The sequence below is a fragment of the uncultured Thiodictyon sp. genome (genome assembly GCA_903837595.1).
Lineage (GTDB): Bacteria > Pseudomonadota > Gammaproteobacteria > Chromatiales > Chromatiaceae > Thiodictyon.
Genome location: CAILVI010000016.1, coordinates 1 through 24,375, shown reverse-complemented (window position 1 = coordinate 24,375; position 24,375 = coordinate 1). Strand labels below are relative to the sequence as shown.

Below are 24,375 nucleotides of genomic sequence, written 5' to 3'. Positions count from 1 at the left end.
GGGGCTTTGATTGTCGTTCCGGCCACTGGAGGTCGAGGCTTTAGCCGGTCCGGCGTGCATACGCGACTGAATTTCAATCGATATGTCGGGAACCGCCACCGGCTAAAGCCTCGACCTCCGGTTGTAAACGAAATCTGATGCCGGACGCACCAAATCCCACGCAATGGAGCACCACAGGTGCGCCCGACGAAATCCTCGCGGAGCTCTGGTAGGTGAAACGCGAGATCAATCGCGCGGCCGATAACGTATCGATGCTCTGGTGCAAATGGCCCATGAATCTGCCGAGCGAATCCGGCAGCAATGGCGACAGGAAAGCGGTGGAGCAGAATAGCCAAGCACTATCCGCTGTTCAACTGCCGGACAGGGCATTCGCACGGTCCGAACGGGAAACGCGCACACCGGCCGCGGTGCGTGGACGGCAATCGGCGCGTGGTACCGATCACCAACCGTCCCCGCGTCGGCGTATCGCAGTCGCGCCGCGCACTTGTTAAGATCGGGCGCGAATCTTCGCGCCTGCGGGGCCGCGCGGTATCACGCCGGGGCCGGTGCGGGCGCACCCGCGAGCGCCAGGTTACCTGCAATCCGATCCGGATCGAGGACGGTCCGGCGGTCCCGACCCGCCACGCCAACCAGAAGGAGTCCCGAGCCTTGAGCAGCCATCGTATCGCACCGCGCCGCCATCGCCCCACCGCCCTCGCCGTGGGCCTTGCGCTCCTCGCGTGCCTGACCGCGGGTGCCCCGGCGACGACCCCGCCCGCGGACCCAGACGCCCTGGTCGAGCGCGGCCAGTACCTCGCGACCGCCGGGGACTGCATTTCCTGCCACACCGCGCCGGGCGGCAAACCCTTGGCCGGCGGCGACCGGCTCAACACGCCGTTCGGTTACCTGCTGGCCCCGAATATCACGCCCGACGACGCGACCGGCATTGGACGCTGGAGCGCAGACGATTTCTATCGCGCCATGCACGAGGGCGTCAATCGCGCTGGTCAGGACATGTATCCGGCGATGCCCTACACCTTCTACACCCGAGTCACCCGCGAGGACAGCGATGCCATCTATCGATACCTGCGCACGCGCGAGCCGGTGCGGAGGGCAATCGACATCAACCATTTGCGCTTCCCGTTCAATCAGCGCTGGACGATGGCCTTCTGGCGCGAACTGTATTTCGATGCCGGGACCTTTCAGCCCGCGCCGGACCAGTCTGCCCAGCGGAACCGGGGCGCCTATCTGGTGGAGGGCCTCGGCCATTGCAGCGCCTGCCACTCCCCGCGCAACCTGTTGGGCGGGATCGAGGAAAGGCACGAATATACGGGCGCGGAGATCGACGGCTGGTTCGCGCCCAACCTGTCCTCCAACCTCAGCGTGGGTCTCGGCGCATGGAGCGCAGAGGATATCGCGACCTATTTGAAGACCGGCGTGCGCAAGGGTCACACCACCAGCTTCGGTCCGATGGCCGAGGTGGTGCACAACAGCACGAGGCATCTGACGGACGCCGACTTGGCGGCCATGGCGCTCTACCTGAAGTCCCTTCCGCCGGGCTCGCCGCTGCGCGCCGCGAAGACCTCACCGCCCGAGTCGCGCGTGCGCGGGGCCGCGCTCTTCATGGACCATTGCAGCGCCTGCCACCAGTCGGGCGGTCGCGGCATCCCAGGCGTCTTCCCGCCGCTGGCCGGCAACGGCGCGGTGATCGCGCGCGACCCGGGCAACATCCTGCAAGCGATCCTGCGGGGTATCCCCATGCAGAACGGCTACATCGCGATGCCCGCCTTCGTCGACCAGTTGAGCGACCGGCAGATCGCCGAGGTCGCCAACTATGTCCGCACCAGTTGGAGCAACGGCGCACTGCCCAATGCCACGCCCGCGGACGTTGCCAGGCTGCGGGCCGCGCTGCCCAAATAATACAGGGCGTTGCCTGCGGGCGAGGCGCGCAGCGGTGCCCGCTCGCTCGCCCTGTGACCGACCCCCGCCCGTCCGGGTGCTGCACTCGATAGACCGCGCGAAAGTGGCTTGCAGGGTGCCAGGCTTGCGCCAAACGCATAGACAGGCTACAAGGTACCCGGCTAAGTTGACGGTCACACTCGGCCGAAATCGACCGACCCTCAGCTGCCGGAGATGTGAAAGCGATGAAGATCAAGGCCCTGCTGCTGACCACCCTGTGCGGCCTCCTGCCCGCAACCCACGCGGCAACCCCGGACGACGGCTCGGTGCTGCCCTTCCCGCCGGTCCCCTCGGCCAGCATCGCCGCCCCGACTCTGCAGGAGTCGACGATGGTCCGCCGGGCGGAACCGCACCACCTGCCCGCGGATGCGCCCAACATCCTCATCATCCTGCTGGATGACGTGGGCTTCGGCCTCGCCGACACCTATGGCGGACCCATCCATACCCCGACGCTGTCGCGCATCGCCAACGCGGGCATCAGTTTCAACGCCTTCCACACCACCTCGATCTGCTCGCCGACCCGGGCGGCGCTCCTGACCGGGCGCAACCACCAGCGGGTGGGCTCAGGGACCATCGCCGAGCGCGCGGTCGACTGGGACGGCTACACCGGCGAGATCCCGCGGACCTCGGCCACGCTCGCCAAGGTGCTGGGTGATTACGGCTACGCGACCGCCGCCTTCGGCAAGTGGCACAACACCCCGGCCACCCAGACCACCGCGATGGGTCCATTCACCCTCTGGCCGACCGGCCCGGGGATCGGTTTCGACTATTTCTATGGCTTCCTGGCCGGCGAGACCTCCCAATGGGAGCCGCGGCTGGTGGAGAATTTCAACACCATTGAGCCGCCACACGATGAGAGCTACCACCTGAGCGAAGACCTGGCGGGCCAGGCGATCAAGTGGCTACGCAAGCACCGCGCCTTTGCCCCGGACAAGCCCTTCTTCGTGTATTGGGCGCCCGGTGCCGGACACGGCCCGCACCACATCTTCAAGGAGTGGGCGGACAAGTACAAAGGCCAATTCGACAACGGCTGGGATCAACTGCGCGAGCGGACCTTTGCGCAACAGAAGGCGCTGGGTTGGATTCCGGCCGGCACGCAACTCACGCCGCGGGCGGCTAGCATGCCCGCCTGGGACAGCATCCCGGAGTCCGAGCGACCCTTCCAGCGGCGGCTGATGGAGGTCTTCGCCGGCTTTGTGGAGCACGTCGATACCCAGGCCGGCAAGGTCATCGATGAGCTGGAGCGCTTGGGCGTGCGCGACAATACCATCGTGTTCTATGTCTTCGGTGACAACGGGTCGAGCGCCGAGGGCCAGCAGGGGAGCATCAGCGAGCTGTTGGCGCAGAACCAGATCCCCAACACCATCGCGCAGCAACTCGCGGCGCTCGACCAGTTGGGCGGCCTGGACGCACTCGGTGGCCCCAAGGTGGACAACATCTATCACGCCGGCTGGGCCTGGGCGGGCGATACGCCATTCCAGCATACCAAGCTCATTGCCTCGCACTTCGGCGGCACCCGCAATCCGCTGGCCGTCTCCTGGCCGGTGCGCATCAAGCCCGATGGGACACCGCGTCCTCAATTCCACCATGTCAATGACATAGCGCCGACGATTTACGACCTCCTGCATATTCAGCCGCCCAAGGTGGTGGATGGCTTCCCGCAGGACCCGATCGACGGCACCAGCATGGTCTATACCTTCGCCGACCCCCAGGCACCAGGTCGCAAGCCTACCCAGTATTTCGACAACAACGGCAGCCGCGGCATCTATCAGGACGGCTGGTACGCCTGCACCTTCGGCCCGCTGACACCCTGGCTCAACGTGAGTCCGGGGCTCGCGACCTGGGACTCGAACCAGGACCCCTGGGAGCTTTACAATCTCAAGACCGATTTCTCACAGGCCGCCAACCTGGCCGCCCAGGAACCCCAGCGGCTGGCCGCGATGAAGACGCTGTTCCTCACTGAAGCCAAGGCGAACCAGGTCTTCCCCATCGGCGCCGGCATCTGGCTGCGCATTCACCCCGAGGACCGCATCAAGACGCCCTATACCAGTTGGCAATTCGACGCGACCACGACACGCATGCCGGAATTCACTGCGCCGGGCCCCGGCCGCGAGACTAACCATGTGACCATCGACGCCACGCTGCGGGAGCAGGCGACGGGTGTGCTCTACGCCCTGGGCGGCGCCTCCGGGGGCTTGACCCTGTACCTGGACCAAGGCATCCTCGTCTACGAATACAACATGATGATCATCGAGCGCTATACGGCACGCTCCCAGGAAAAGCTCCCGGCGGGCAAACACCGGATCGAGGTGGACACAGCGATTGCCAAGCCGGGCGCCCCGGCGCAGGTGGTGCTCAGCGTCGACGGACAGGAGGTCGCCCGTACCACGGTCAAGCGCACCGTCCCGGCGGCGTTCACGGCGAGCGAGACTTTCGATGTCGGTACGGATCTCGGCTCCCCGGTCTCGCTCGACTATTTCAATCGCCGCCCCTTCGCCTTCGACGGGACCATCGACTCGGTCCAAGTCGCCCTGAAGTCACCCCAGTGAGTCACGATGCCTGAATCCCCCCTCCTGCGCCTGCTGCGCAAACGCTGGCCGCTCGCCGCCGCACTGGCGATCGGCCTCATCGCCATCGGTGCCAGCTACCGGCCGGGGGTCCTGATCGGGTACCTGCGCGAGCAGGCCTCGCCGATGGAACTCTTCACCCTCATCCTGTTCCTGATCTTTGCGATGCCGCCGCTGTGCGCCCGGCTGCGCCTGCCCGCGGCCGTGGGTCTGCTCCTGGCCGGGGTCCTGCTCGGTCCCTTCGTCCTGGATCTGGTCGATCCCGACTCAGGTACCGTCAGCCTGTTCGCCTCGCTGGGGCGGGTCTTTCTGATGTTCATCGCCGGTCTGGAGATCGATCTGGCGGTCTTCGCGGCCACGCGCAACCGCTCCATGACCTTCGGTGCCTTGACCTTTCTCCTGCCGCTGGCGGCCGGTACCCTGGTCGGGCACATCTTCGGCTTCGACTGGAATGCCGCCGTGCTGATCGGCTCGCTGATCGCCTCCCACACCCTGCTGGGGTTCCCGATCGTGGTGCGCCCGGGGCTCGGCAAGTCGGAGGTGGTGGCGGTGACGGTGGGGGCCACCATCTTTACCGACATCGCCTCACTGTTGGTCCTGGCGGTGTGCATCTCCATCCACCTGGGCGGCTTCTCGCCGCTCGGGCTGGCCACCCAGCTGTTCTCGCTGGCGGTCTATGCGGTCATCGTCCTGCAAGGGCTGCCGCTCCTGGGCCGGCTCTATTTCCGGCGGCACCGGGAGGACGAGGCCGCACTCTTCACCTTTACCTTCCTGGTGGTCCTGCTGGCGGCGGCCGGTGCCCACTTCATCCACCTGGAGGACATCGTCGGCGCTTTCCTGGCCGGGATTGCGGTCAATCGCGTGCTGACCGGAACCCCGGTCAAGGACAAGGTGGTACTGATGGGTGAGGGGCTGTTCATCCCGCTCTTCTTCGTGACGATCGGGGTGGGGCTCGACTTGCCGGTGTTCTGGGCGACCCTGTCGACCAACCTGGGGTTCGTCGTGGCCCTGGCCGCCGCGCTATTCATCGCCAAGTTCGCGGCGGCGGCGGGCAATGGGCTGCTCTTCGGCTACCCGCGCGACGCCATCCTCACCCAGTGGTCACTGTCGCTGCCCCAGGTGGCGGCGACCCTGGCCGCCGCCATGGCCGCCTATAATGCAGTCAATGCGGACGACGCCCATCTGATCACCGAATCGGTGCTCAACGGCGTCATCGTCCTGATGGTACTGAGTGCCGTGCTCGGTCCGGTGCTGACCGAAGTCTTTGGCCGTCGTCTGATCCAAAAGGAGAATACCCATGCGCCTGCGTCTGTCTGACGTGCTGCTGACGCTCTGCTGTCTCTGCCTGGCGCCGGCGCTGCCCCTGCCCGCCGCGGCGGCGGGTGACCAAGCGGCGACCCCAGCCGCCCAGGCGGCGACCCGCGCCGCCGTGCGCCAGACCCGCAAGGAGACCCTGGCGGCGCTGTACAAACAGGACCCCAAGGCGCGGGTCGCCATCCGCGGGGCAGCCGGTTATGCGGTGTTCGAGAGTGGCGGCTCTCATGTGCTGTTCGTTGGCGGCAGCGAAGGACGCGGCATCCTGCGCGACAACCTCACCGGCAAGGAGACCTTCATGCGCATGGGGGGGGTGCGGGCCGGGCTGAAGGACCGGTTCGAAGACCTGCGCACCGTGCTCGTGTTCAAGAAACGCGAGAGCCTGCAACGGTTTCTGGACCAGGGGTGGACCTTCGGCAGCGATCGTGAGGTCGAGGCCAAGGAGGGCATCGCCATCTACCAACTCACCCTCAGCGGGGACATGGCACCAGGCAGCGTCGCCGGGACCAAGTATTGGAAGGACAAGGAACTGAACTGAACTGAGCGCGTTGTTGATCGGCACGACAGGCGCCCTGGTCTACCGGTCCTTGTGCTTTGACACTGATTGAATTTAGAACGCTGGCCTACTATGCTCAGCCAGGATACAGGGGGTGCGGCTGGAGAATTGCACCGGGTCCTTCAGCCCCGGTGGGACACTCCCCGGTCGGATCGGGGAACAGCCCCGGAGCTCAGCGCCACCGCTGCGCTCTGGTTGCCTGATGGTCTCGCGCTAGACACTGCCCTGGCCCCTGGCCCCTGGCCCCTGGCGCGGCTGGGCCTGTCATGCGGAGCGACTGATGCAACCGGTGCGTTTACTCAGGTAACCTTATGACCTTCCTGCGCGCTGTTGCCAACGGACTTATCGCCATGGTCGCGCTGGTCGGCCCGGTCGCGGCCGGCGCAGCCGATCTGAGGGACGTGCGCGAGAGCGGTGTACTGCGCCACCTGGGGATCCGGTACGCAAATTTTGTCACAGCGGAGGGTCAGGGTTTCGATGTGGAACTCGTCCAGGGATTCGCCCGTGACTTGGGTGTGCGTTACGAACTGGTGTATTCCGATTTCGTCAGCATCGTCCGCGACCTGCTGGGCAAGGACGTGGTCCGCACAGGACCCGAGGCCACTCTGATCGGCGACTTCCCGGTGCGCGGGGACATGATCGCCACCGGCTTCACTATCCTGCCATGGCGAGCGCAGGTGTTGCTGTTCTCGGCGCCGACCTTCCCGTCACAGGTACTCGCCGTCGCCCGCACCGAATCGGCGTACCTGCCGGTGCCCTCCCAGCGCGACCTGGCCGCAGAAATCGCGGAGACCAAACAACTACTGGGACACAAGAGCCTCCTGGTGATGGAGCGGACCTGCCTGGACCCGGCCAACTATGGCCTGGCGGGGACGAACATTACACTGCGCCCCTACACGGCCAGTACCAATCTCAGTGAGATGGTCCCGGCGCTGCTCAAGGGCGACGCGGACTTCACCCTGCTCGACGTGCCCGATGCCCTGCTCGACCTGCAGCGCTGGACCGGACAGATCAAGATCATCGGTCCGGTGTCGGACATACAGGAGTTGGGTGCGGCCTTTCCCAAGTCGGCACCGCAGCTGCGGGCGGCCTTCGATGCGTATCTGACCAGGATCAAGACCGACGGGACCTACGACAGCCTGGTGGATAAGTACTACCCGGGCGTCCGCCACTATTTCCCCGATTTCTTCGCCCACGAACCATGACGCCTACCCCGGCCACCGGGTCGGCAGACGCGGCCGGTGGGGCGGACCTGCAATCGTCCGGCAGTCCACTCGGACGGCGCCTTGATGCCCTGCTGGAGCGCCTGCGGCCGATTCACATGGTGGTGATCTTCGCCGTGTTCGTCGTCTTCGTCGGCGGCGTCGGTGTCGTCGGTTTCACACTGCTGGCCGATTCAGCCTTAGGGAAGGAGCACGGGCGCCTGAGCGCGGTGGCGGCGATGAAGGCGCAGCAGCTCGCGAGTTGGCAGGAGGAACACCTCGCGGCCGTCACCCTGCTGGCAAAAAACCAGGTCTTCCGCGAGTTGCTGACACCGGTGCGCATGCGGGACCTGGACAATTGGCACGAGCGGCTGGCCGCCTGGTACGACGATCAGCGGGTAACCTTCTGGCTGGCGGATACCCGGGAGAACGCCGGTTTCATCAGCGCCGAGATCCTCAAGCCGGATGGCGAGACACTGATCGGTACCGGGACCCCGCCCTACACCCGGGACCTGATCCGTCCCGTCGTCGACGCGGTAATCGCCACCGGCGAGTCCCTGTTCATCGACATCCAGCCCGGCAAGAACGGGCTGCCCTTCATGGCCTTCGCGGCCCGCATACCAGATGTGGGCAACACCCAGGCACTGGCGCTGGTCTTCTCGCTCGGGATTGTCGAGCATCTCCTGCCTATGGTGGAGCAGTGGCCGAACCCTTCGCGTACCGGCCGGCTGTGGCTGTTTCGGCAGCGTGCGGGGGCGATCGATCTCGTTAATCCGCGCGGCAAGGGCGACGCCATCCTTGCCGTCAGTCCGCAGGAGCGCCGCCAACCCATCTTCCAGGCCATCGAGCGCGGTGACGGGCTCTACCACGGCGCGGATTTGCGCGGGCAGGAGGTGGTCGCGGCGGTGCGGCGCGTGCACAACTTGCCCTGGTGGATCTCGGTCCAGATGGACTCCGCCGAGCTCATGGAACCGATCAGGACCCTGGCCGGAGCGAGCGCGCTCATGGTCCTCCTGGCCGTCGTCGCCTGAGGCCTGTTGCTGGGGCTGATCGCGCGCCAGCAGCGCAACCGCCTGACGGAGGCCAAGTCGCTGAACGCCCAGTTGCTCCAGCGCTCACTGGAGGCCACCGCGGCCGTCCGCACCAAGAGCGCCTTCCTGGCCAACATGAGCCATGAGATTCGCACCCCACTCAATGCCGTCATCGGACTCACTCATCTGTTGGTGCAGCGGGCGGTGCCCAGGAGCTGGGAGCGCGAAAAGCTCGATCAGATTCACGCCGCCGCCCGCCACCTGCTCTGCGTCATCAACGACATCCTGGACATCTCACGGATCGAGCACGGCAAGCTGCGCCTGGAGACCAGTGACTTCATGCTCGAGGCGTTGCTGCTCTCCAAGGTCGCCAGAATGATCGGGGAGAGTGCCCGCGATAAGGGCGTGGAGATCATCTTGGACGTCGACGCGGCGCTGCAGCGGCCCCTGCGGGGCGATGCACTGCGTCTGGCGCAGGCCCTGCTCAATTATGCCGGCAATGCCATCAAGTTCACCGAATCCGGGCGCATCATCATCCGCGCGCGTCTGATCGAGGAGTCCAGCCACGACTGTCTGGTCCGCTTCGAGGTCGCCGACACCGGTATCGGACTGACCGACAGCCAACGCGCGCGGGTCTTCGACGCCTTCGAGCAGGCCGATGCCTCCACCAGCCGCCGCTTCGGCGGCTCCGGACTCGGTCTGGCGATCGCCCAGCGTATTGCTGCACTGATGGGTGGGGAGGTCGGCGTCGATAGCCGGATCGGCCGCGGGAGCACCTTCTGGCTCACCGTGCGCCTTGGCCTCGGGGAGCCGATTGCGCAGCGCGCCACCCTGCAATTGAGGGGCCGCCGGGTGCTCATCGCGGACGACCTCCCGGAGGCGCGCCAGATCCTGGCGGCCATCGCCACCGGGCTCGCGATGCGCCCGACCGCGGTGGACAACGCGGCCCAGGCACTGGCGGAGCTGCAACGGGCCGATGCGCAGCATGACCCCTACGACCTCCTGCTGCTCGACTGGCGGATGCCCGGTCTGGACGGGCTCGACACGCTACGCCATCTGGGCGCGCTTAATCTGCACGTCGCACCCCTGGCCCTGCTGGTCACCGCCTACGACGAACCCAATCTATGGGAGGACGCGCGGGCGGCGGGCTTCCAGCGGGTCCTGTCCAAACCGGTCACGGCCTCGACGCTCCTTGATGCCCTGGCCGCGATGCCTGAGCCTCCCCCGCGCCCCGATCCCGTCCAGGACGCGGCGCTCGAGCGCCTGCACCGGCGCGCCCGCGGACGCCGCCTGCTGATCGCGGAGGACAACCCGGTCAATCGCGACGTCGTCATCGAGTTGCTCGCGGACTTCGGATTCGTAATCGACACCGCCGCCGATGGCGCCGAGGTAGTGCGCAAGGCGAGCGCCGGTCGCTACGACCTGGTCCTGATGGACGTGCAGATGCCGCAGCTCGACGGGCTGGAGGCCACGCGGCGCATCCGTGCCCTGCCGGGTTGGGATAAGACTCCCATCCTCGCCTTGACCGCCAACGCCTTCGACGAGTACACGGAAATCTGTCTGGGGGCCGGCATGAACGACCATATCGTCAAGCCGGTGGAACCCGATGACCTGTACGCGGCCCTGACCGCCTGGTTACCGGAGCCGGATCAGGCGGCGGCCGGCCCGAGCGTGGCGTCGCCCCCGCCGCAGCCCGGGGCGCCGCCGGCTGAGCGAATGAGGGCGTCCGCAGCGCTGGAGAACAGCCAGACCCTTGCGCTGGATCTGCGGCGCATTGAGTCGCTCACCCGCGGTAAGCTCCCGGTGATGCGGCGCCTGCTGCACCACTTTTCGCTGCATCACCGGGAGGACATGCAGCGGCTGCGGGGGCATCTGGCGAATGGCGACTTGCAGGGCGCCTTCCGGATTGCCCATGACATCAAGGGCAGCGCGGGCCAACTGGGTGCCGGGCATCTCCAGGACTGCGCCGGCATGGTGGAGACACCCTGGCGGGCCGACTCGCCAGCCAGAGCAAAGGATGTTAAGCGCCTCGGCGAGGCCCTGGAGGAGACCCTGGGCGCCATCGGGCGCTGGCTCGCCGACCATCCCGACGTCCGACTGACCGGCGATCCGGCGACCGGCCAGCCCGCGCTGCCCGAGCGGCTGCGCGAACTGTCGACGCTGCTCGCGAACGTCGACGCACAGGCCCTGACCCTGGCCGAAGCGATCGCCAGCGAGTTCCCCGCACACCCCGCCGAGAGTGCCGCGGCAGATTTCCAGGCGGTGCTCAATTGCATCCGAGAGTTTGACCTGGAGGCGGCCGCCCGGGTCCTGAAACAACGCTTTCCTGACCTCGAAAGGGATTCCCATGAACCCACTGTTGGCCACTGATAAGGCACACATCGCCGTCGTCGATGACCAGGTGGAAAACCTGCAGTTGCTGGTGAGCCTCCTCGCCCCGCATTATCACGTTCATCCATTCACCGGCGGCGACGCCTTGCTGCGTTATCTGCGCGGCGGGCTACCGGCTGACCTGATCCTGCTGGATGTCGTCATGCCGCCGCCCGACGGCCATGAGGTCTGCCGGCAGATGCGCGCACTCGGCGAGCTGGATGAGGTGCCGATCGTCTTTCTCACCGCGCTGGATTCGATGGAGGATGAGGCCCGGGGGCTGGCGCTGGGCGCGGTGGACTATATCACCAAGCCGTTTTCTCCCTCCATCGTGCTGGCCCGGGTCAAGAATCATGTCAACCTGAGTCGGGCCATGCGCCTGATCCATCGCCAGAATGAGGTGCTGGAAAGCCAGGTCGCCGAGCGCACCGCGGAGCTGCTGGGAAAGAACGCGGACCTGCGGGTCGCCTTGCGTCAGATCGCGCTGAGCCAGGACGTGACCATCGTCGCCTTGACCTCGCTCGCTGAGGCACGCGACCAGGAGACCGGCCAGCATATCCAGCGGACCCAGAATTACGTGCGGGAGCTGGCCCTGGCGGTGCGGACGCATCCACTGTATGCCGCGGCGCTCGACGACCAGGCCATCGAGTTGCTCTTCAAGTCCGCGCCCTTGCACGATATCGGCAAGGTCGCCATTCCCGACAGCATCCTGCTCAAGGCGGGTCCGCTGACACCCGAGGAATTCGAGATCATGAAAAGCCATACGGAACATGGCCGCAGTGCCATCCAGGCGGCCGAGGATACCTTGGGTGGCGGAAATTCCTTTCTGCGCTATGCCAGGGAGATCGTCTACAGCCATCACGAACAATGGGACGGCAGCGGCTATCCACTGGGTCTGTGCGGCGAGGCGATTCCGCTGGCCGGTCGCCTCATGGCATTGGCGGACGTCTATGACGCATTGATCAGCCGGCGTGTCTATAAGCCGCCCATGGCGCATGACCAGGCGGTCAGTATCATTGCCGCCAAGCGGGGAACCCATTTCGACCCGGCGCTGGTGGATGCCTTCCTGACCATCCAGGGGCGGTTCGCCGAGATCGCCCAGCGCTACAGCGACGGCTGAGGCCACCGGTCAGGGGTGCTTGGGCGGATTGGCGCGATAGCCGCCCTGCAACGCAAGCATCCATCCCGGGTATTCGGCCGGGAGCTTGCTGACCTCGTGCAATGCGGCGAGTTCGGCTGCGTCCAGCACGACCTCGGACGCGGCGATGCTGTCGCGCAATTGCTCAGCGGTCTTGGCTCCGATGATGACGCTGGAGACGGCCGGTTGTGCCAACAGCCAGGCCAGGGCAATTTGGGCAATCGAGGCGCCGCGCGTCTCCGCCAGCGGGCGCATGGCCTCGATGCAGGCGAAGGCACGCGGCTTATCGACCACCGGAAAATCGAAGCTGGCCCGTCGGCTGCCTTCCGGCCCGGTGCCGTCCGGCGCAAACTTACCGGTCAGCAACCCGCCCGCCAGCGGACTCCAGACCATCAGACCGAGCCGCTGATCCTGGATCAGTGGAATCACCTCGCGCTCCAGGTCACGCCCGGCGATCGTATAGTAGGCCTGCACGCTGGCCAGTCGCGCCCAGTGGCTGGCGTCCGCGGTCGCCAAGGCCTTCATGATCTGCCAGGCGGCCAGGTTGCAGACGCCGACGTAGCGCACCTTGCCGGAGCGCACGAGATCGTCGAGGGCGCGCAGTGACTCCTCGAGCGGCGTCAGGGGATCGAAGCCATGGAGCTGATACAGATCGATGTGATCGAGTTGCAGCCGCTTCAGGCTGGCATCGACTTCATTCATCAAGTGGTAACGCGATTGTCCGCGACCGTTGGGCAAGTCGTTCATGACGCCCGAGGCCTTGGTGGCGATGACCAGTTGGTCGCGCGGCAGGCCCAAGCCCTTGATGGCCTGTCCCAGCAGTTGTTCCGACTGCCCCAACGAATAGACATTGGCCGTGTCGATAAAGTTGATGCCGGCATCGAAGGCCGTCTTCACGAGCTCATCGACCGCCGGCTGGCCCAGGCCGCCCATGACCTTCCAGAAGCCATCGCTGCCGAAGGTCATGGTGCCGAGGCACAGCTCAGAGACATACAGGCCGGTGTTGCCCAGCAGGCGGTAGTTCATACTGTTCTCCTGAAAGGTTGAAAGGTCGTTGGTCCGCGCAGCGGACCCTACGGGCGCGGCGCACGCCCTAGGGTCCGCTGTGCGGACCGATCGCCGCGGGCCGGAATCAGGATCAAGGCGCTCAGTCGCATCACGGCAGGCCATGAGGGCGACCAGCGAAAGAGCAGCCATCAGCCATGCCGCCCCGCTACGGAGCTGAGCGCAGCGACCACTGCCCCCCGCTTTGGACCGTCAAACTCCGCCCACATCGGCCCAAACCAGACCAAATCAGATTGACGGCCCACGCGTCTTGATGTTACACAGGATACCCGCGTGCACGCTCGCACGCACCACCTGCACAGGAGCCCCGCCGTGGACGACCGCTGGCTGTCGGTAGACGAGGTCGCCGAATATCTCGGCGTCAGTAAGGACACCGTGTATGCCTGGGTCACCAACAAGGGGATGCCCGGCTACAAGGTCGGACGCTTCTGGAAATTCAAGCGCGACGAGGTCGACACCTGGGTGCGCGACGGCGGGGCCGCCAGTGCCTCCGACGATGATCTGAAGGAAAAGCCCGACCATGAGTGATCTGGAAATGGACGCCGCCGACCAGGCCGACGACGAGGTCACCTCGCTGGAAGAGGGCAAGCTCCTCGACTACATCACCAACGAGGCGGTCAAGGACACCCCCAAGGAGCAGGTGCGCCAACGCATCGCCCGCGCCTTCTTCCACGAGTACGGCCTCTCGGTGGAGGACATGGTCCCCGACTTCCAGCTGAAGATCGACGGGCGCAACAAAAAGATCGACATCGCGATCTTCGAGCCCGGCGCCGACCACACCGCGGCGAACCTGCGCCGCGTCGTCATCTGCGACAAGGAGCCGAAGACCGGCTCCAAGGGCGCCTACAAGATGCGCGACCACCAGCAGGCCGAGAAGGAGTTCGGGCTGCTCTACGCCGCGATGAGCCAGGAGGAGACGCCGGCCTGCCGCTGGGGCCTGTGGACCAACGGACTCGACTTCTTCTTCTTCGAGAAGGAGCAGGTCCGCTTCGACACCAAGTTCCACCCGCGCGGCGACTGGCCCATGGCCGACGGGACGCTCGGCAGCCGCACCGTCGCCTCCGCCGCGCAACTGCGGCGCGCCGACCGCGACATGTTGCTGACCGCCTTCCGCCGCTGCCACAACTATATCCACGGCAACGAGGGCATGCCCAAGGACGCGGCCTTCTGGCAGTTCCTCTATCTCATCTTCGCCAAGCTCCACGATGAACGCCGCCCGCGCGACCAGCCCCCCCGCTTCTGGGCCGGCCTGTTCGAGAAGGAGGTCAACGGCAAGCGGCAGCTGGTCGACGAACAGTTCGACCCCGCGGGCCAGCGGGCCATTCGCGCGCGCGTCACCCAACTGGTCGATGAGGTTGCCGAGAAATACAAAAACACCGTCTTCAAGGACAACCCGCCGCGCCTCACACTCTCGGACCGGGCGCTGGGCTTCATCGTGGGCGAGCTCGCCAAATACGACCTTGGCCGCACCGCGCTCGACGCCAAGGGCGCCGCCTACCAGGAGTTGGTCAAGCACAACATCCGCGGCGACCGCGGCCAGTATTTCACCCCGCGGGGGCCTGTGGACCTGATGGTCGCCATGCTCGATCCGCGGCCAGAGGAGCGGGTGATGGACCCGGCCTGCGGCACCGGCGGCTTTCTGGTCTCGACCTTGAAGCACCTCGACGCCAAACTGCGCGCCGCGGCCAATCTCGCGCTGGATGACGAGTCGACCGATGAGTTCTTGTCCGTACAGGAGGCGCTGCGTGCCTTCGTGGAGCACAACCTCTTCGGCGCCGACTTCGATCCCTTTCTGGTCCGCGCCGCGCAGATGAACGTGCTGATGGCCAGCAACGGCCAGGCGCGCGTGTTCAACATGAACTCGGTCGAGTTCCCGGCGGGGCATCTGCCGGGGGCAGCCGAGGCGCGCGGCCGGGCCAACCTGGGCACCATGGACGTGGTGCTGACCAACCCGCCCTTCGGGTCGAACATCCCCATCACCGACCCGAACATACTCAAGCACTTCGAGCTCGCCCACCTCTGGGAGCGCACCGAGGAGGGCGGTTTCCGCAACACCGGACGCCTGCAGGGCAGCGTGGCACCGGAAGTGCTGTTCGTCGAGCGTTGCCTGGATTGGCTCAAACCGGGCGGACGCACCGGCATCGTCCTGCCCGACGGCATCCTGGGCAATCCCGGCGACGAGTACATCCGCTGGTGGCTCCTGCGCCACTGCTGGGTGCTCGCCAGCATTGACCTGCCGGTGGAGGTGTTCATCGTCGAGGCCAACGTAAACATCCTTACCAGCCTGCTCTTCCTCAAGAAAAAGACCGACGAGGAGATCCGCGCCGAGGACCTCGGTCAGACCATTGATTACCCCGTCTTCATGGCCGTCGCCGAGAAAGTCGGCTTCGACCGGCGCGGCAACACGCTCTACAAACGCGGCCCCGACGGCGAGGAGCTGGTCGCGGAGGCCGAGCACCGCGAACGCTTGCGGGTGGGCGGGCAGTCGGTGGTCCGTGTGCTGCGCCGCAAGGAGAAGACCCTCGATAACGACCTGCCCTACCAAAAGCCGGATGGGACCTTTGTACCGGGTCCGATCCTGGATGCCTACCGGGCGTTCCGGGCCGAGCACGGGCAGCCGAACGCATGAAATCCTATCTGCCCATCGGCATCGAAGAGCTCCTGGGCGGCGCGGTTGAGACCGCGCGCCTGGAGTTCAAGGCGACCTGGGACCCGGCCGTTACCGGACACCAGATCATCAAGACCCTCTGCGCCTTTGCGAACGATCTCCAGAACCTCAATGGGGGCTATGTGGTCCTGGGTGTGGCTGAGCAAGGTGGTATTGCAGTCCGACCCATCGTCGGCCTGGATTCCGCCGCCATTGATGGTGTGCAGCGGCAGATCCGCGAAAATTGCAACCGCATCGAGCCGGCCTACATGCCGGTGATGGATGTGTGCGAGTTGGACGGGCGGCAAGTGCTCGTACTCTGGGCACCCGCCTCCGACGTGCGGCCCCATCAGGCCCCGGATGGTGCCAAGGGAGAGAAAAAATATTGGGTTCGCATCGGCAGTCAGTCGGTGGAGGCCAAGAACGAGATCCTCACCGCCCTGCTCCAGCAGACCGCACGGGTGCCATTCGATGACCGCCGCGCCCACGCAGCGCGCAACGACGATCTCAGCCTCAGCCTGGTTCGGGAGTTCTTGAACGACGTCCGCAGTGACCTTCGCGATGACCAGGACGCCGAGCATACCTACCGTGCCATGCAGATCGTATCCCGAGTCAACGGACACTCAGTGCCCCGCAACGTGGCCCTGCTCTTCTTCAGCCACAATCCCGAACAGTGGTTTCGCGGGGCGCGGATCGAAGTCGTGGAGTTCCCCGATGAGGCCGGCGGCAACACGCTGACGGAGAAGGTTTTTCGGGGGCCATTGCACCATCAGTTGCGCCAGTGTCTCACCCACCTGGAGAGCCTGACCACCCGCCATCTCGAGAAGAGCAGCGCCGGACTCGAGACTCACGGTTGGCTCAGTTTTCCGGTGCCGGCACTGCGCGAAGCATTGGTCAGCGCGGTCTACCACCGCGGCTACGAGACCTGCGTCGAACCCACCAAGGTCTATCTTTACCCGAACCGCATCGAGATCATCAGCTATCCCGGTCCGGTACAGGGGATCGAACAGCAGCACCTTGCCGGAACGGTAGCACCGCCGCCGGTCCCCGCCCGGAATCGACGCATCGGGGAGTTTCTCGAGGAACTGCGGCTCGCCGAGGGGCGCGGCACCGGGCTACCCAAGATTCGGCGCAGCATGGCCGAAAACGGCTCGCCGGCACCCGTCTTCGACTTCGACGAGGGTCGGACCTATTTCCGCATCACGCTACCCGCGCATCCCCAGTATGTGGCCCCGGGCGTCCTGCGCGATTACGCCTACAAGAAGGCGACGGGTGACCAATCCCAGGCGCGGGCGCTGCTGGAGCGGGCCTGGCATGACGGGATGCGTTCGCCGTCCATCGCGGTGGCGCTGGTCCGGGAGAAGGCCGAACAGGGTGACCTGGCTGGTGCGGAAATCATGCTGGCGCAGTTGGATGCCCCCGAGCTTGCCACCTTTGCGCGGGCACTGACGGCCCTGGCCGCCGCCTATGCCGATGCGAGGGATGAGAAAAAATCCAAGGCACTGCTGAACCGGTTGCCGGCCATCCTCGCCGCGCAGGATGCCTTCGACGCCGCGATCCTCGAGCGCCGCCTGGGGCGTCAGGATCGCGCCCATCGACTCTTCGAGCGTGCAGGTGAGCTGGTCCTGCGCGATGCGCGCGCCTTGCATGAGTTTGCCCAGACCAAGCTGAGTCTGACCGCGCCACTCGCCGGCTCCCCCCGTCCCGCGGACCAGCAAACCCGCAACCGCCTCCTACACGAGGCGCTGGCCGCGCTTAAGCGTGTCATCCAGATGGATGCGCCGCCCACCCGCCACGCCTGGGCCTGGTTCAATCTCGGGCAAGCGCGTCAATGGCTGCGGGCGCCACGTCAGGATGTGATCGCGGCCTACGAGCAGGCCGTTGCCTTGATACCCGATGAACGCCGCTTTCAGCAGGCGCTGGCACAGGCTGGGGATGACGTATGAAGATCAAGACGATCCCCAGCGGCTGGATCGGCCTCAATGGAAGGCGGCTGGACTGCGGACCCTATATGTCCGGCGCGCTCGAGGCGAAAATTCGTCTCAAGGAGATGTCGTGCCGAAAAGACCGGCTTGCTGATCTTTGCGGTGGCCGTGAAGCCGGCTTGGTCAACGCCGGTCGAATTACGCGACAGTGGGTAGAGGGGCCTGCCTATGGAGTTCCTTTTCTGACGAGTAGGTCGATCTTGCAGGCAGACTTAAGTGACCTTCGATACATCTCGAAGCGTGCGATTCGAGAGAACCCGAAACTCGTCATTCGCAAGGGATACACGCTCATCACGCGGGCCGGCACGATCGGGCGCATGAGCTATGCGCGACCGGACATGGATGCGATGGCCTGCACCGAAGATGTGTTGCGAGTCATCCCCGACGAGGGACAAATCCACCCTGGCTATCTCTATGCTTTCTTGAGCAGCAGGTTCGGGGTTCCGCTGATCACCTCGGGCACCTATGGCGCCATCATCCAGCATATCGAACCAGAGCACATCGCTGACCTGCCCGTGCCGAGGTTTGGTCAAGATCTTGAGTGGCGCATCCACACTCTTGTCGAAGAGGCGGCCGTGCTGCGTGCGAACGCATCGAACCTCCTCGCAGAATCCGTTCAGTCACTCGAGCGGTTGGCTGGCCTGGGACCGCTTGAGCCGCCCCCCAGCTCGACGCCGTTCTCATGCACGGAGGCTTCAGCCACGACGTTGCAAGAGCGTTTCGACGCGTTCTTCCATAGCCCATATGGCAATCGCGTCGTCACTCAACTCAAGACCAGCCGGATTGGAACCACCACTGTCGCGGCGCTCGCGGCATCCATCGTCGAACCGAATCGATTCAAGCGCATTCGCATGGATGATGCTGAGCATGGCATTCGCTTCTTCGGAACGTCAGCGCTCATGTGGAGCGAACCCATTGAGATGTATTTCTTGCCGAAGAATCAGTGCGGGATTAAGCAGTACATCGTGACCGAGAGGACCGTTCTGGTTCCTCGCTCCGGGCAGCTCTCCGGCATTATCGGGACCGCAGTCCTTCCTTACGGTAACATTCTCGGCGGGGCGGTGTCGGAGGACGCGATTCGAATCAACTGTCCAGACGCCTGCACCGCGGGCTTTGTGTTCGTCGCGCTCACGTCGCACTATGGGCTTCGCCAGCTCAAGGCTCGCGCATACGGCTCGTCTATTCCTCACCTGGACGTTCACCAGATCGGGCGTGTCGTTCTACCTGATCCGGGCGACGGAGAGCGGCATCGAATCGGTGAGGCTGGCGCAGAGGTGGCCCGCCTTCGGAATGAAGCCGTGGCGAAGGACAGGAAGGCCCGCGCCCTCGTCGAACGCGCCATCGAGGACGCCGCCTGATGGCCACCGTGGTCCCCATCGGCGAGCCCGTGAACGACGCCGAGCGTCAGGCCATCGCCCACCTGCGGGACCAGCTGCCGAACAGCTATACCCTCTTTCACAACTTTGAGGTCCACCGCGACGGCGAGACCTTCGAGGTCGACCTGGCGGTGCTGGCGCCGCACGCGCTCTATCTCGTCGACGTGAAGGGCACGCGGGGCCTGATCGATGTCTACGGGTCCAAGTGGTACCCGGAGGGCCGCCAGCCCTTCACCTCGCCGCTGCTGAAGCTCCGCGGCCATGCCCGAACGGTGAAGGGCATCCTCACCAAGAGCCAGCCGGGCCGACGCGAGATCGACGGCGTCTTCGTCGAGGTGGCCGTCTTGCTCACGGCCCCGGACGCGCACCTCGTGGACCAGGCGGGTCGCGACAGCGAGCACGTCACGACCTTGCCGCCGTCCGCGGCCTTCTTCCAGAACGCCGGCCGCATCCCGCCGCGCTTCGAGAAGCACATCGCGCCCCTGCACGCCATGGTGCGCAGCGCGCTGCTCGGCGCGGCGCACCGGCGCGCGGGGCCGACGGTGCTCGGGGACTGGGAGGTGGTGGAGCGCCTGGGCGGGAACGATGCCTTCAGCGAGTATCGCGCCATCAACACCTTTGCCGGCAAACGCGGCGGCACCGCCCTGCTGCGCGTGTATCGGGCGGATGCCTACCTGACCGGCCAGGACGCCCGCGCGCAACAGCAGGCCCGCATCGCCAACGCCTTCTATGCGCTGAACCGCCTGCCGGGGCACCCCTTGATCGCGGGCGCCAAGGGCTTCTTCGCCACCGAGGGCGAGGACCGCTATGTGCTGGTCACCGAGGACGTTGCGGGACAGGCATTGCGGCTGCACATCGACAAGCCCGCCTTGGCGCTGACGCTCGACCAGAAGCTGCGGGTGGCGCGCGAGCTGCTCGGGGCACTGGCGTTCTGCCATGCACACGCCGTGGTCCACCGTGACCTGTCGCCCGGCACCATCCTGCTGGGCAGCGACGGGCACCTGCGCCTGACCGGTTTCGATCACGCGCGCGCCGGCACCGATCGCAGTCTGACGATCGCGGACGCGATCGTCGACCAGGTCGACCCCGCCTACGCGGCACCGGAGACCTGGCGGGAGCCGGCACACGCGAGCCCCGCGTCGGATTGCTTCGGCGCCGGCCTCGTGCTCTACGAACTCTTCACGGGTCAACGCCCGTTCAGCTCGCCGACCGAGGTCTTCGACCAGGGCGGCGTGTTCCCGATCAAGCCCTCGGCACTGCGCGCGGAGATTGCGCCCGCGCTGGACGCTTGGTTATCCGAACTCTGCGCCTTCAATCCCGACCAACGGCCGACCGCCGCCGCCGCGCTCGCGGCCCTCGACCTGGCACTGGCCGCGCCCTTGCCGGTGGGTCCGGTCACACCGCCGCCACCACCCGAAACCCCTGCACCGTCCGGGATCGACTGGGGCAATGTCCCGCGCGGCACCCTGCTGGCGGGCAAGCTGGAGGTCCAGTCGCGGCTGGGCCGGGGCACCTTCGGCGTCGTCTATCAGGTGGTCGATACCCTGGGGGATGTGACCCGCGCGCTCAAGCTCATCCTGCGCGATCGCTATTCGACCCTTGAACGGCTCAAGAAGGAATACAAGACGCTGGTGCACCTGCCCGAGCATCCGCACGTGGTGCGCGTGATCGACGCCAATGTGCTGCCGGCCGACGGGCCGCCCTACATCCTCTTCGAGTATGTCGACGGCGAGGACCTGGGCGACCTCATCCGCGACGCCCGCTTTGCCCCCGAGGACGCGCTGATCCTGTTCCGGCAGGTGGCGCAGGGGCTCGGCCACCTGCACCGCGAGGGGGTCTATCACTGCGACATCAAGCCGCACAACCTGCTGTGGACGGTGCGCGGGGCCAAGATCATCGACTTCAATGTGTCGGTCCGCTCGCAGGACGACAGCCACGGCGGCGGCTCGCGCCGGTATCTGCCGCCGGATCTGGACCTGTCGGACACCCCGTCACCGAGCGAACTGGTGGACCGCGACCTCTATGCACTCGGGCTCACGGTCTATGAGGCGCTCACCGGGGTATACCCGTGGCAGTCGAACGCGCCGCCGCCCGCCACCAAGGCCCCCGATCCCCGCACCCTTCCCGGGCTCGCCGACCTGGCGCCGGAATTGACCGCGCTGCTGCTCAAGACCATCGCGCCGCAGCGTGCCGAGCGCTTTGCCGGCGCACCGGCGCTCATCCAGGCGCTGGAGGCGCTCCCCCGGGCGCGCCGGGAGCCGACCGCTGAGACCTCCGATGGGTTGCTGGCCCCCGAGCTGATGACTGAGCCCGGCGGCGGTAAGGTGCTGCCGAACACCAACCCCTTCGTGGGTTATCTGCTCACGCTCTATAGCCAAAGCCCCCAGACCAATGCCGGCACGCGCGGGCTGGATGAACTCGGGCGCCGCACCTATGTCCCCACCCTGCTCGACACCGGGCTCATGCCCGAGGTCATCGCCGGCCGCTTCAGGCTGGTCCTGATCACGGGCAACGCGGGTGACGGCAAGACGGCCTTTCTGCAGCAGCTTGAGACCCAGGCCGGCACGCCGCTGGCCGCCGGCGAGGCGCTGGTCAACGGCCGGCGCTTCACCGCCGGCGGGCGGTCCTTCCTGACCAACTATGACGGCTCGCAGGATGAGGAGGACAGCCCCAACGGCGAGGTGCTGCGGGCCTTCTTTGCGCCCTTTCAGGGCGATGACCCTGATGCCTGGCCGGACCACGAGACGCGCCTGGTGGCCATCAACGAGGGGCGTCTCGTCGATTTTCTGCGGACCGAGCAGGCGCAGTTCCCGGCGCTGCTGCGGCTGGTGGAGACCGGGCTGCACACGGGCACGGACGCGCACGGTGTCGCGGTGGTGAACCTCAACCTGCGCAGCGTCGTGGCCGGCAGCCAAGGGCGCGATGACTCGATCCTGGAGCGGCAGACCCGACTGCTGGCACACCCCAGGTTCTGGCAGGCGTGCCAGGGCTGTGACCTCAAGGACCGGTGCTACGCGCTGCACAACGCGCAGACCTTCCAGGACCGCACCGCCGGCCCCCAGGTGCTGGAGCGGCTCAAGACCCTGTATACGCTCACCCATTTGCGCGGCCGTCTGCACCTCACGCTGCGCGACCTGCGCTCGGCGCTGGCCTTCACGCTGGCGTCCGCGCGCGACTGTGCCGGGATCCACCGGCTCTATGCCGAGGGTCGACGCGACGCCATCGCCGCCGGTTTCTATTTCAACGCCTGGATGGGCGCGGACGCGGCGACGGCAGACCGCCTGCTGTCGCTGCTGCGGGGCGTCGATGTCGGCGCCGCGAGCGACCCGCGCCTGGATCGCGGCCTGGACTTCGTGAGCCCGGTGCAGGACCGCAGCCGCTTCGGCTTCGCCGACCGCGGTCGCTACGATCAGGAGGTCCTGGGGGCGCTCTATGCGGATCTGCCCCGGGACTTCTCCGGTAAGCCGACGCCGCATCGCGTGGCGACCCACCGTCGCTATGTCGCGATGGTGCGCCGGCGCGCGTTCTTCGAGCGCCGTGACAGCGGATGGCGCGGGATGCTGCCGTACCGCTGCGCCGAGCGGATGCTGAGGATGGTCCGGGGCGAGTCCCCGCCGCATCCGGAGCTGCCGCAGATCTTGCAGGCCATCAACCGCGGCGAGGGACTGCTCGACCCGACCCGGCTCCCGGCGGGCCTGGCGCTGCAGGTCAGGCAGGTGGAGCGCGGGACCATTCGTTCCTATCGCCTCTATGCCGCCAACCGGTTCCACCTGACCGTAAGCGATGCCGCGAGTGGTGCACGCTTTGTCGAGCACATGCCGGATTCGCTCAGCTTGCGCTGCGACGAGCACGGTAACCCCCCCTCCCCGGCCCTCCCCCACCAGGGGGGAGGGAGCGGTGGAGCGCGCTCCCGGCGCGACTTTCATGGGAATGCGGCGCAACTCGCGATCAAGCTCGATATCTTCGAGATGCTCGACCGCTTGAACCACGGCTATCGGCCCAGCCCAGAGGAGGAGCAGGGCTACTATCTGAGTCTAGCCGTGTTCAAGAACGTGCTCGGCTCGGCGCCCTATCAGGAGGTACTGCTCACCACCACGGGCCATGACTTCTACCGCATCGAGCGTCACCCCGACGAGCGCCTGGAAATGACACACCTGGCGGGCAGCGCGCCGGTGCCGCCCCCTGCTGCCGGCGCCGCGCCGGCGCCATCGCCACGCGGAGGCTGACGCCGATGGGACTGTCCGGTAAAGATCGCGTCATCAACACCAATAAGGTGTCCTATCTCGACTTCAAGCAATTGGAGATGGACCGTGTGCTGACCGCACTGTTCGCGCGCCTCGCCCACAACGGCTACCCGAGCCGGCTCAAGCGCCGTTTCGAGATCTCGGTGGAGGCCTTCGTCGACGAGTTCCTGGAGCATCCCGAATGGTTCACCGGCTTCGCGCCGCACCGCGCGATCCTTGTGCGGTGGGTCGAGACGCATCTGATGGACGTCGTCAACCGCGGCAAAGCCGATGCGGCCGTGGCGGGCCCACGTCCACTGCATGGGTTCACTTACCGCTTCCGCAACGCGAAACGCTCGCGCGACTACGGGGCGGCACAGCAGCTCTACGAGACCCTTTACCATGCCCGCAAGGGCGCGGGTACAGAGGCAATCGAGCAACTGCACCGCTTCTTTTTCCAGGGCCACGATAAGGTCACCGGACGCCCCGACGCTACGGCCGTCCTCGATGTGGAGACCCAGGCGCTGCGCCGGCTCACCGATCAGGTGGAGGATGTCGCGGACACGCGGGGCGGACGCGACAGCTTCGCACCACTGTGTACCGGCGCCGCCGACCTGCTCGCCGAGGATATCAAGCGACTGCTCTTCTACCAACACCAGATCCCGCGCTCGGTGATGGTCGATTATCTCAAGGTGTTGCTCGCCTTTCACCTGGCGCTCTATCATCTGCGGCTGTTCAAGTTGCTGCCGGCACTGGTGAAGCGTAAGGGCGCGGACCCGATCTGCCAGCCCAAGTCCTGCCCGATGGACCCGCGCGGTGCCGACCACCCACAGGGCGACTGTCCGCATCGCGTGGGCCTCCTGGTGGACGTGGCGGGCCAGCCGGACACCGCCATGGCGCGGCTGGCCATCGGCAGCGCGGACATCCACTACCGGCGCATCCCCTCCTTCATCAAGGCCTATT

The 24,375-nt window shown here is 66.2% G+C and carries 15 protein-coding genes; 14 read left to right on the top strand and 1 reads right to left on the bottom strand.

Features of this window, described 5'->3' with window-relative positions; all coding sequences use genetic code 11:
- The first annotated feature begins 648 nt into the window (after positions 1-648).
- The 8 genes from QZY44_RS01155 to QZY44_RS01120 all read left to right on the top strand — a co-directional run bounded on the left by QZY44_RS01155 (position 649) and on the right by QZY44_RS01120 (position 12,098).
- On the top strand, positions 649-1,899 hold the full coding sequence (locus tag QZY44_RS01155) for a c-type cytochrome (RefSeq protein ID WP_295441069.1): 1,251 nt from the start codon (positions 649-651) through the stop codon (positions 1,897-1,899).
- A 224-nt stretch (positions 1,900-2,123) separates the two neighbouring features.
- On the top strand, positions 2,124-4,487 hold the full coding sequence (locus QZY44_RS01150) for an arylsulfatase (RefSeq protein WP_295441066.1): 2,364 nt from the start codon (positions 2,124-2,126) through the stop codon (positions 4,485-4,487).
- Between the two features lie 6 nt (positions 4,488-4,493).
- Entirely contained in the window at positions 4,494-5,822 is a 1,329-nt protein-coding gene (locus QZY44_RS01145) for a cation:proton antiporter (protein WP_295441062.1), read from the top strand.
- Positions 5,803-6,357 carry a hypothetical protein gene (locus QZY44_RS01140; protein WP_295441059.1) on the top strand — a complete coding sequence of 185 codons (555 nt, stop codon included), beginning with the start codon at positions 5,803-5,805 and terminating at the stop codon, positions 6,355-6,357. The genes QZY44_RS01145 and QZY44_RS01140 overlap by 20 nt, the downstream gene beginning before the upstream one ends.
- Before the next feature lie 329 nt (positions 6,358-6,686).
- Positions 6,687-7,580, top strand: a complete 894-nt coding sequence (locus tag QZY44_RS01135) for a transporter substrate-binding domain-containing protein (RefSeq protein WP_295441056.1) — start codon at positions 6,687-6,689, stop codon at positions 7,578-7,580.
- Positions 7,577-8,608 carry a hypothetical protein gene (locus QZY44_RS01130; RefSeq protein WP_295441053.1) on the top strand — a complete coding sequence of 344 codons (1,032 nt, stop codon included), beginning with the start codon at positions 7,577-7,579 and terminating at the stop codon, positions 8,606-8,608. Before QZY44_RS01135 ends, QZY44_RS01130 begins: the two co-directional genes overlap by 4 nt.
- A gap of 6 nt (positions 8,609-8,614) precedes the next feature.
- On the top strand, positions 8,615-10,978 hold the full coding sequence (locus tag QZY44_RS01125) for a hybrid sensor histidine kinase/response regulator (protein WP_295441050.1): 2,364 nt from the start codon (positions 8,615-8,617) through the stop codon (positions 10,976-10,978).
- Positions 10,956-12,098, top strand: a complete 1,143-nt coding sequence (locus tag QZY44_RS01120) for an HD domain-containing phosphohydrolase (protein WP_295441046.1) — start codon at positions 10,956-10,958, stop codon at positions 12,096-12,098. Before QZY44_RS01125 ends, QZY44_RS01120 begins: the two co-directional genes overlap by 23 nt.
- A 9-nt stretch (positions 12,099-12,107) precedes the next feature.
- Here QZY44_RS01120 and QZY44_RS01115 read toward each other — a convergent pair whose 3' ends face one another.
- Entirely contained in the window at positions 12,108-13,142 is a 1,035-nt protein-coding gene (locus QZY44_RS01115; protein ID WP_295441043.1) for an aldo/keto reductase, read from the bottom strand.
- 351 nt (positions 13,143-13,493) lie between these two features.
- Here QZY44_RS01115 and QZY44_RS01110 point away from each other — a divergent pair, with 351 nt between their 5' ends.
- The 6 genes from QZY44_RS01110 to QZY44_RS01085 all read left to right on the top strand — a co-directional run.
- Positions 13,494-13,709 carry a helix-turn-helix domain-containing protein gene (locus tag QZY44_RS01110; RefSeq protein WP_295441071.1) on the top strand — a complete coding sequence of 72 codons (216 nt, stop codon included), beginning with the start codon at positions 13,494-13,496 and terminating at the stop codon, positions 13,707-13,709.
- The gene (locus tag QZY44_RS01105; protein WP_295441040.1) at positions 13,702-15,810 is read left to right on the top strand and encodes an N-6 DNA methylase; all 2,109 of its coding nucleotides are present in this window, start codon (positions 13,702-13,704) and stop codon (positions 15,808-15,810) included. The genes QZY44_RS01110 and QZY44_RS01105 overlap by 8 nt, the downstream gene beginning before the upstream one ends.
- Positions 15,807-17,774 (top strand): RNA-binding domain-containing protein, encoded by a 1,968-nt coding sequence (locus tag QZY44_RS01100; protein ID WP_295441037.1) that lies wholly within the window; start codon positions 15,807-15,809, stop codon positions 17,772-17,774. Before QZY44_RS01105 ends, QZY44_RS01100 begins: the two co-directional genes overlap by 4 nt.
- Positions 17,771-19,171 carry a hypothetical protein gene (locus tag QZY44_RS01095; protein WP_295441034.1) on the top strand — a complete coding sequence of 467 codons (1,401 nt, stop codon included), beginning with the start codon at positions 17,771-17,773 and terminating at the stop codon, positions 19,169-19,171. The genes QZY44_RS01100 and QZY44_RS01095 overlap by 4 nt, the downstream gene beginning before the upstream one ends.
- Positions 19,171-23,415 carry a protein kinase gene (locus QZY44_RS01090; RefSeq protein ID WP_295441031.1) on the top strand — a complete coding sequence of 1,415 codons (4,245 nt, stop codon included), beginning with the start codon at positions 19,171-19,173 and terminating at the stop codon, positions 23,413-23,415. Before QZY44_RS01095 ends, QZY44_RS01090 begins: the two co-directional genes overlap by 1 nt.
- A 5-nt stretch (positions 23,416-23,420) precedes the next feature.
- Positions 23,421-24,375: hypothetical protein (locus tag QZY44_RS01085; RefSeq protein ID WP_295441027.1), on the top strand; the 955-nt coding region annotated here is incomplete at its 3' end.

Bases quoted from the DNA above. Each gene is read 5' to 3' on its own strand.
- QZY44_RS01150 (WP_295441066.1), top strand. From the start codon at position 2,124: ATGAAGATCAAGGCCCTGCTGCTGACCACCCTGTGCGGCCTCCTGCCC.
- QZY44_RS01145 (WP_295441062.1), top strand. From the start codon at position 4,494: ATGCCTGAATCCCCCCTCCTGCGCCTGCTGCGCAAACGCTGGCCGCTC.
- QZY44_RS01140 (WP_295441059.1), top strand. From the start codon at position 5,803: ATGCGCCTGCGTCTGTCTGACGTGCTGCTGACGCTCTGCTGTCTCTGC.
- QZY44_RS01135 (WP_295441056.1), top strand. From the start codon at position 6,687: ATGACCTTCCTGCGCGCTGTTGCCAACGGACTTATCGCCATGGTCGCG.
- QZY44_RS01130 (WP_295441053.1), top strand. From the start codon at position 7,577: ATGACGCCTACCCCGGCCACCGGGTCGGCAGACGCGGCCGGTGGGGCG.
- QZY44_RS01120 (WP_295441046.1), top strand. From the start codon at position 10,956: ATGAACCCACTGTTGGCCACTGATAAGGCACACATCGCCGTCGTCGAT.
- QZY44_RS01115 (WP_295441043.1), bottom strand. From the start codon at position 13,142: ATGAACTACCGCCTGCTGGGCAACACCGGCCTGTATGTCTCTGAGCTG.
- QZY44_RS01105 (WP_295441040.1), top strand. From the start codon at position 13,702: ATGAGTGATCTGGAAATGGACGCCGCCGACCAGGCCGACGACGAGGTC.
- QZY44_RS01100 (WP_295441037.1), top strand. From the start codon at position 15,807: ATGAAATCCTATCTGCCCATCGGCATCGAAGAGCTCCTGGGCGGCGCG.
- QZY44_RS01095 (WP_295441034.1), top strand. From the start codon at position 17,771: ATGAAGATCAAGACGATCCCCAGCGGCTGGATCGGCCTCAATGGAAGG.
- QZY44_RS01090 (WP_295441031.1), top strand. From the start codon at position 19,171: ATGGCCACCGTGGTCCCCATCGGCGAGCCCGTGAACGACGCCGAGCGT.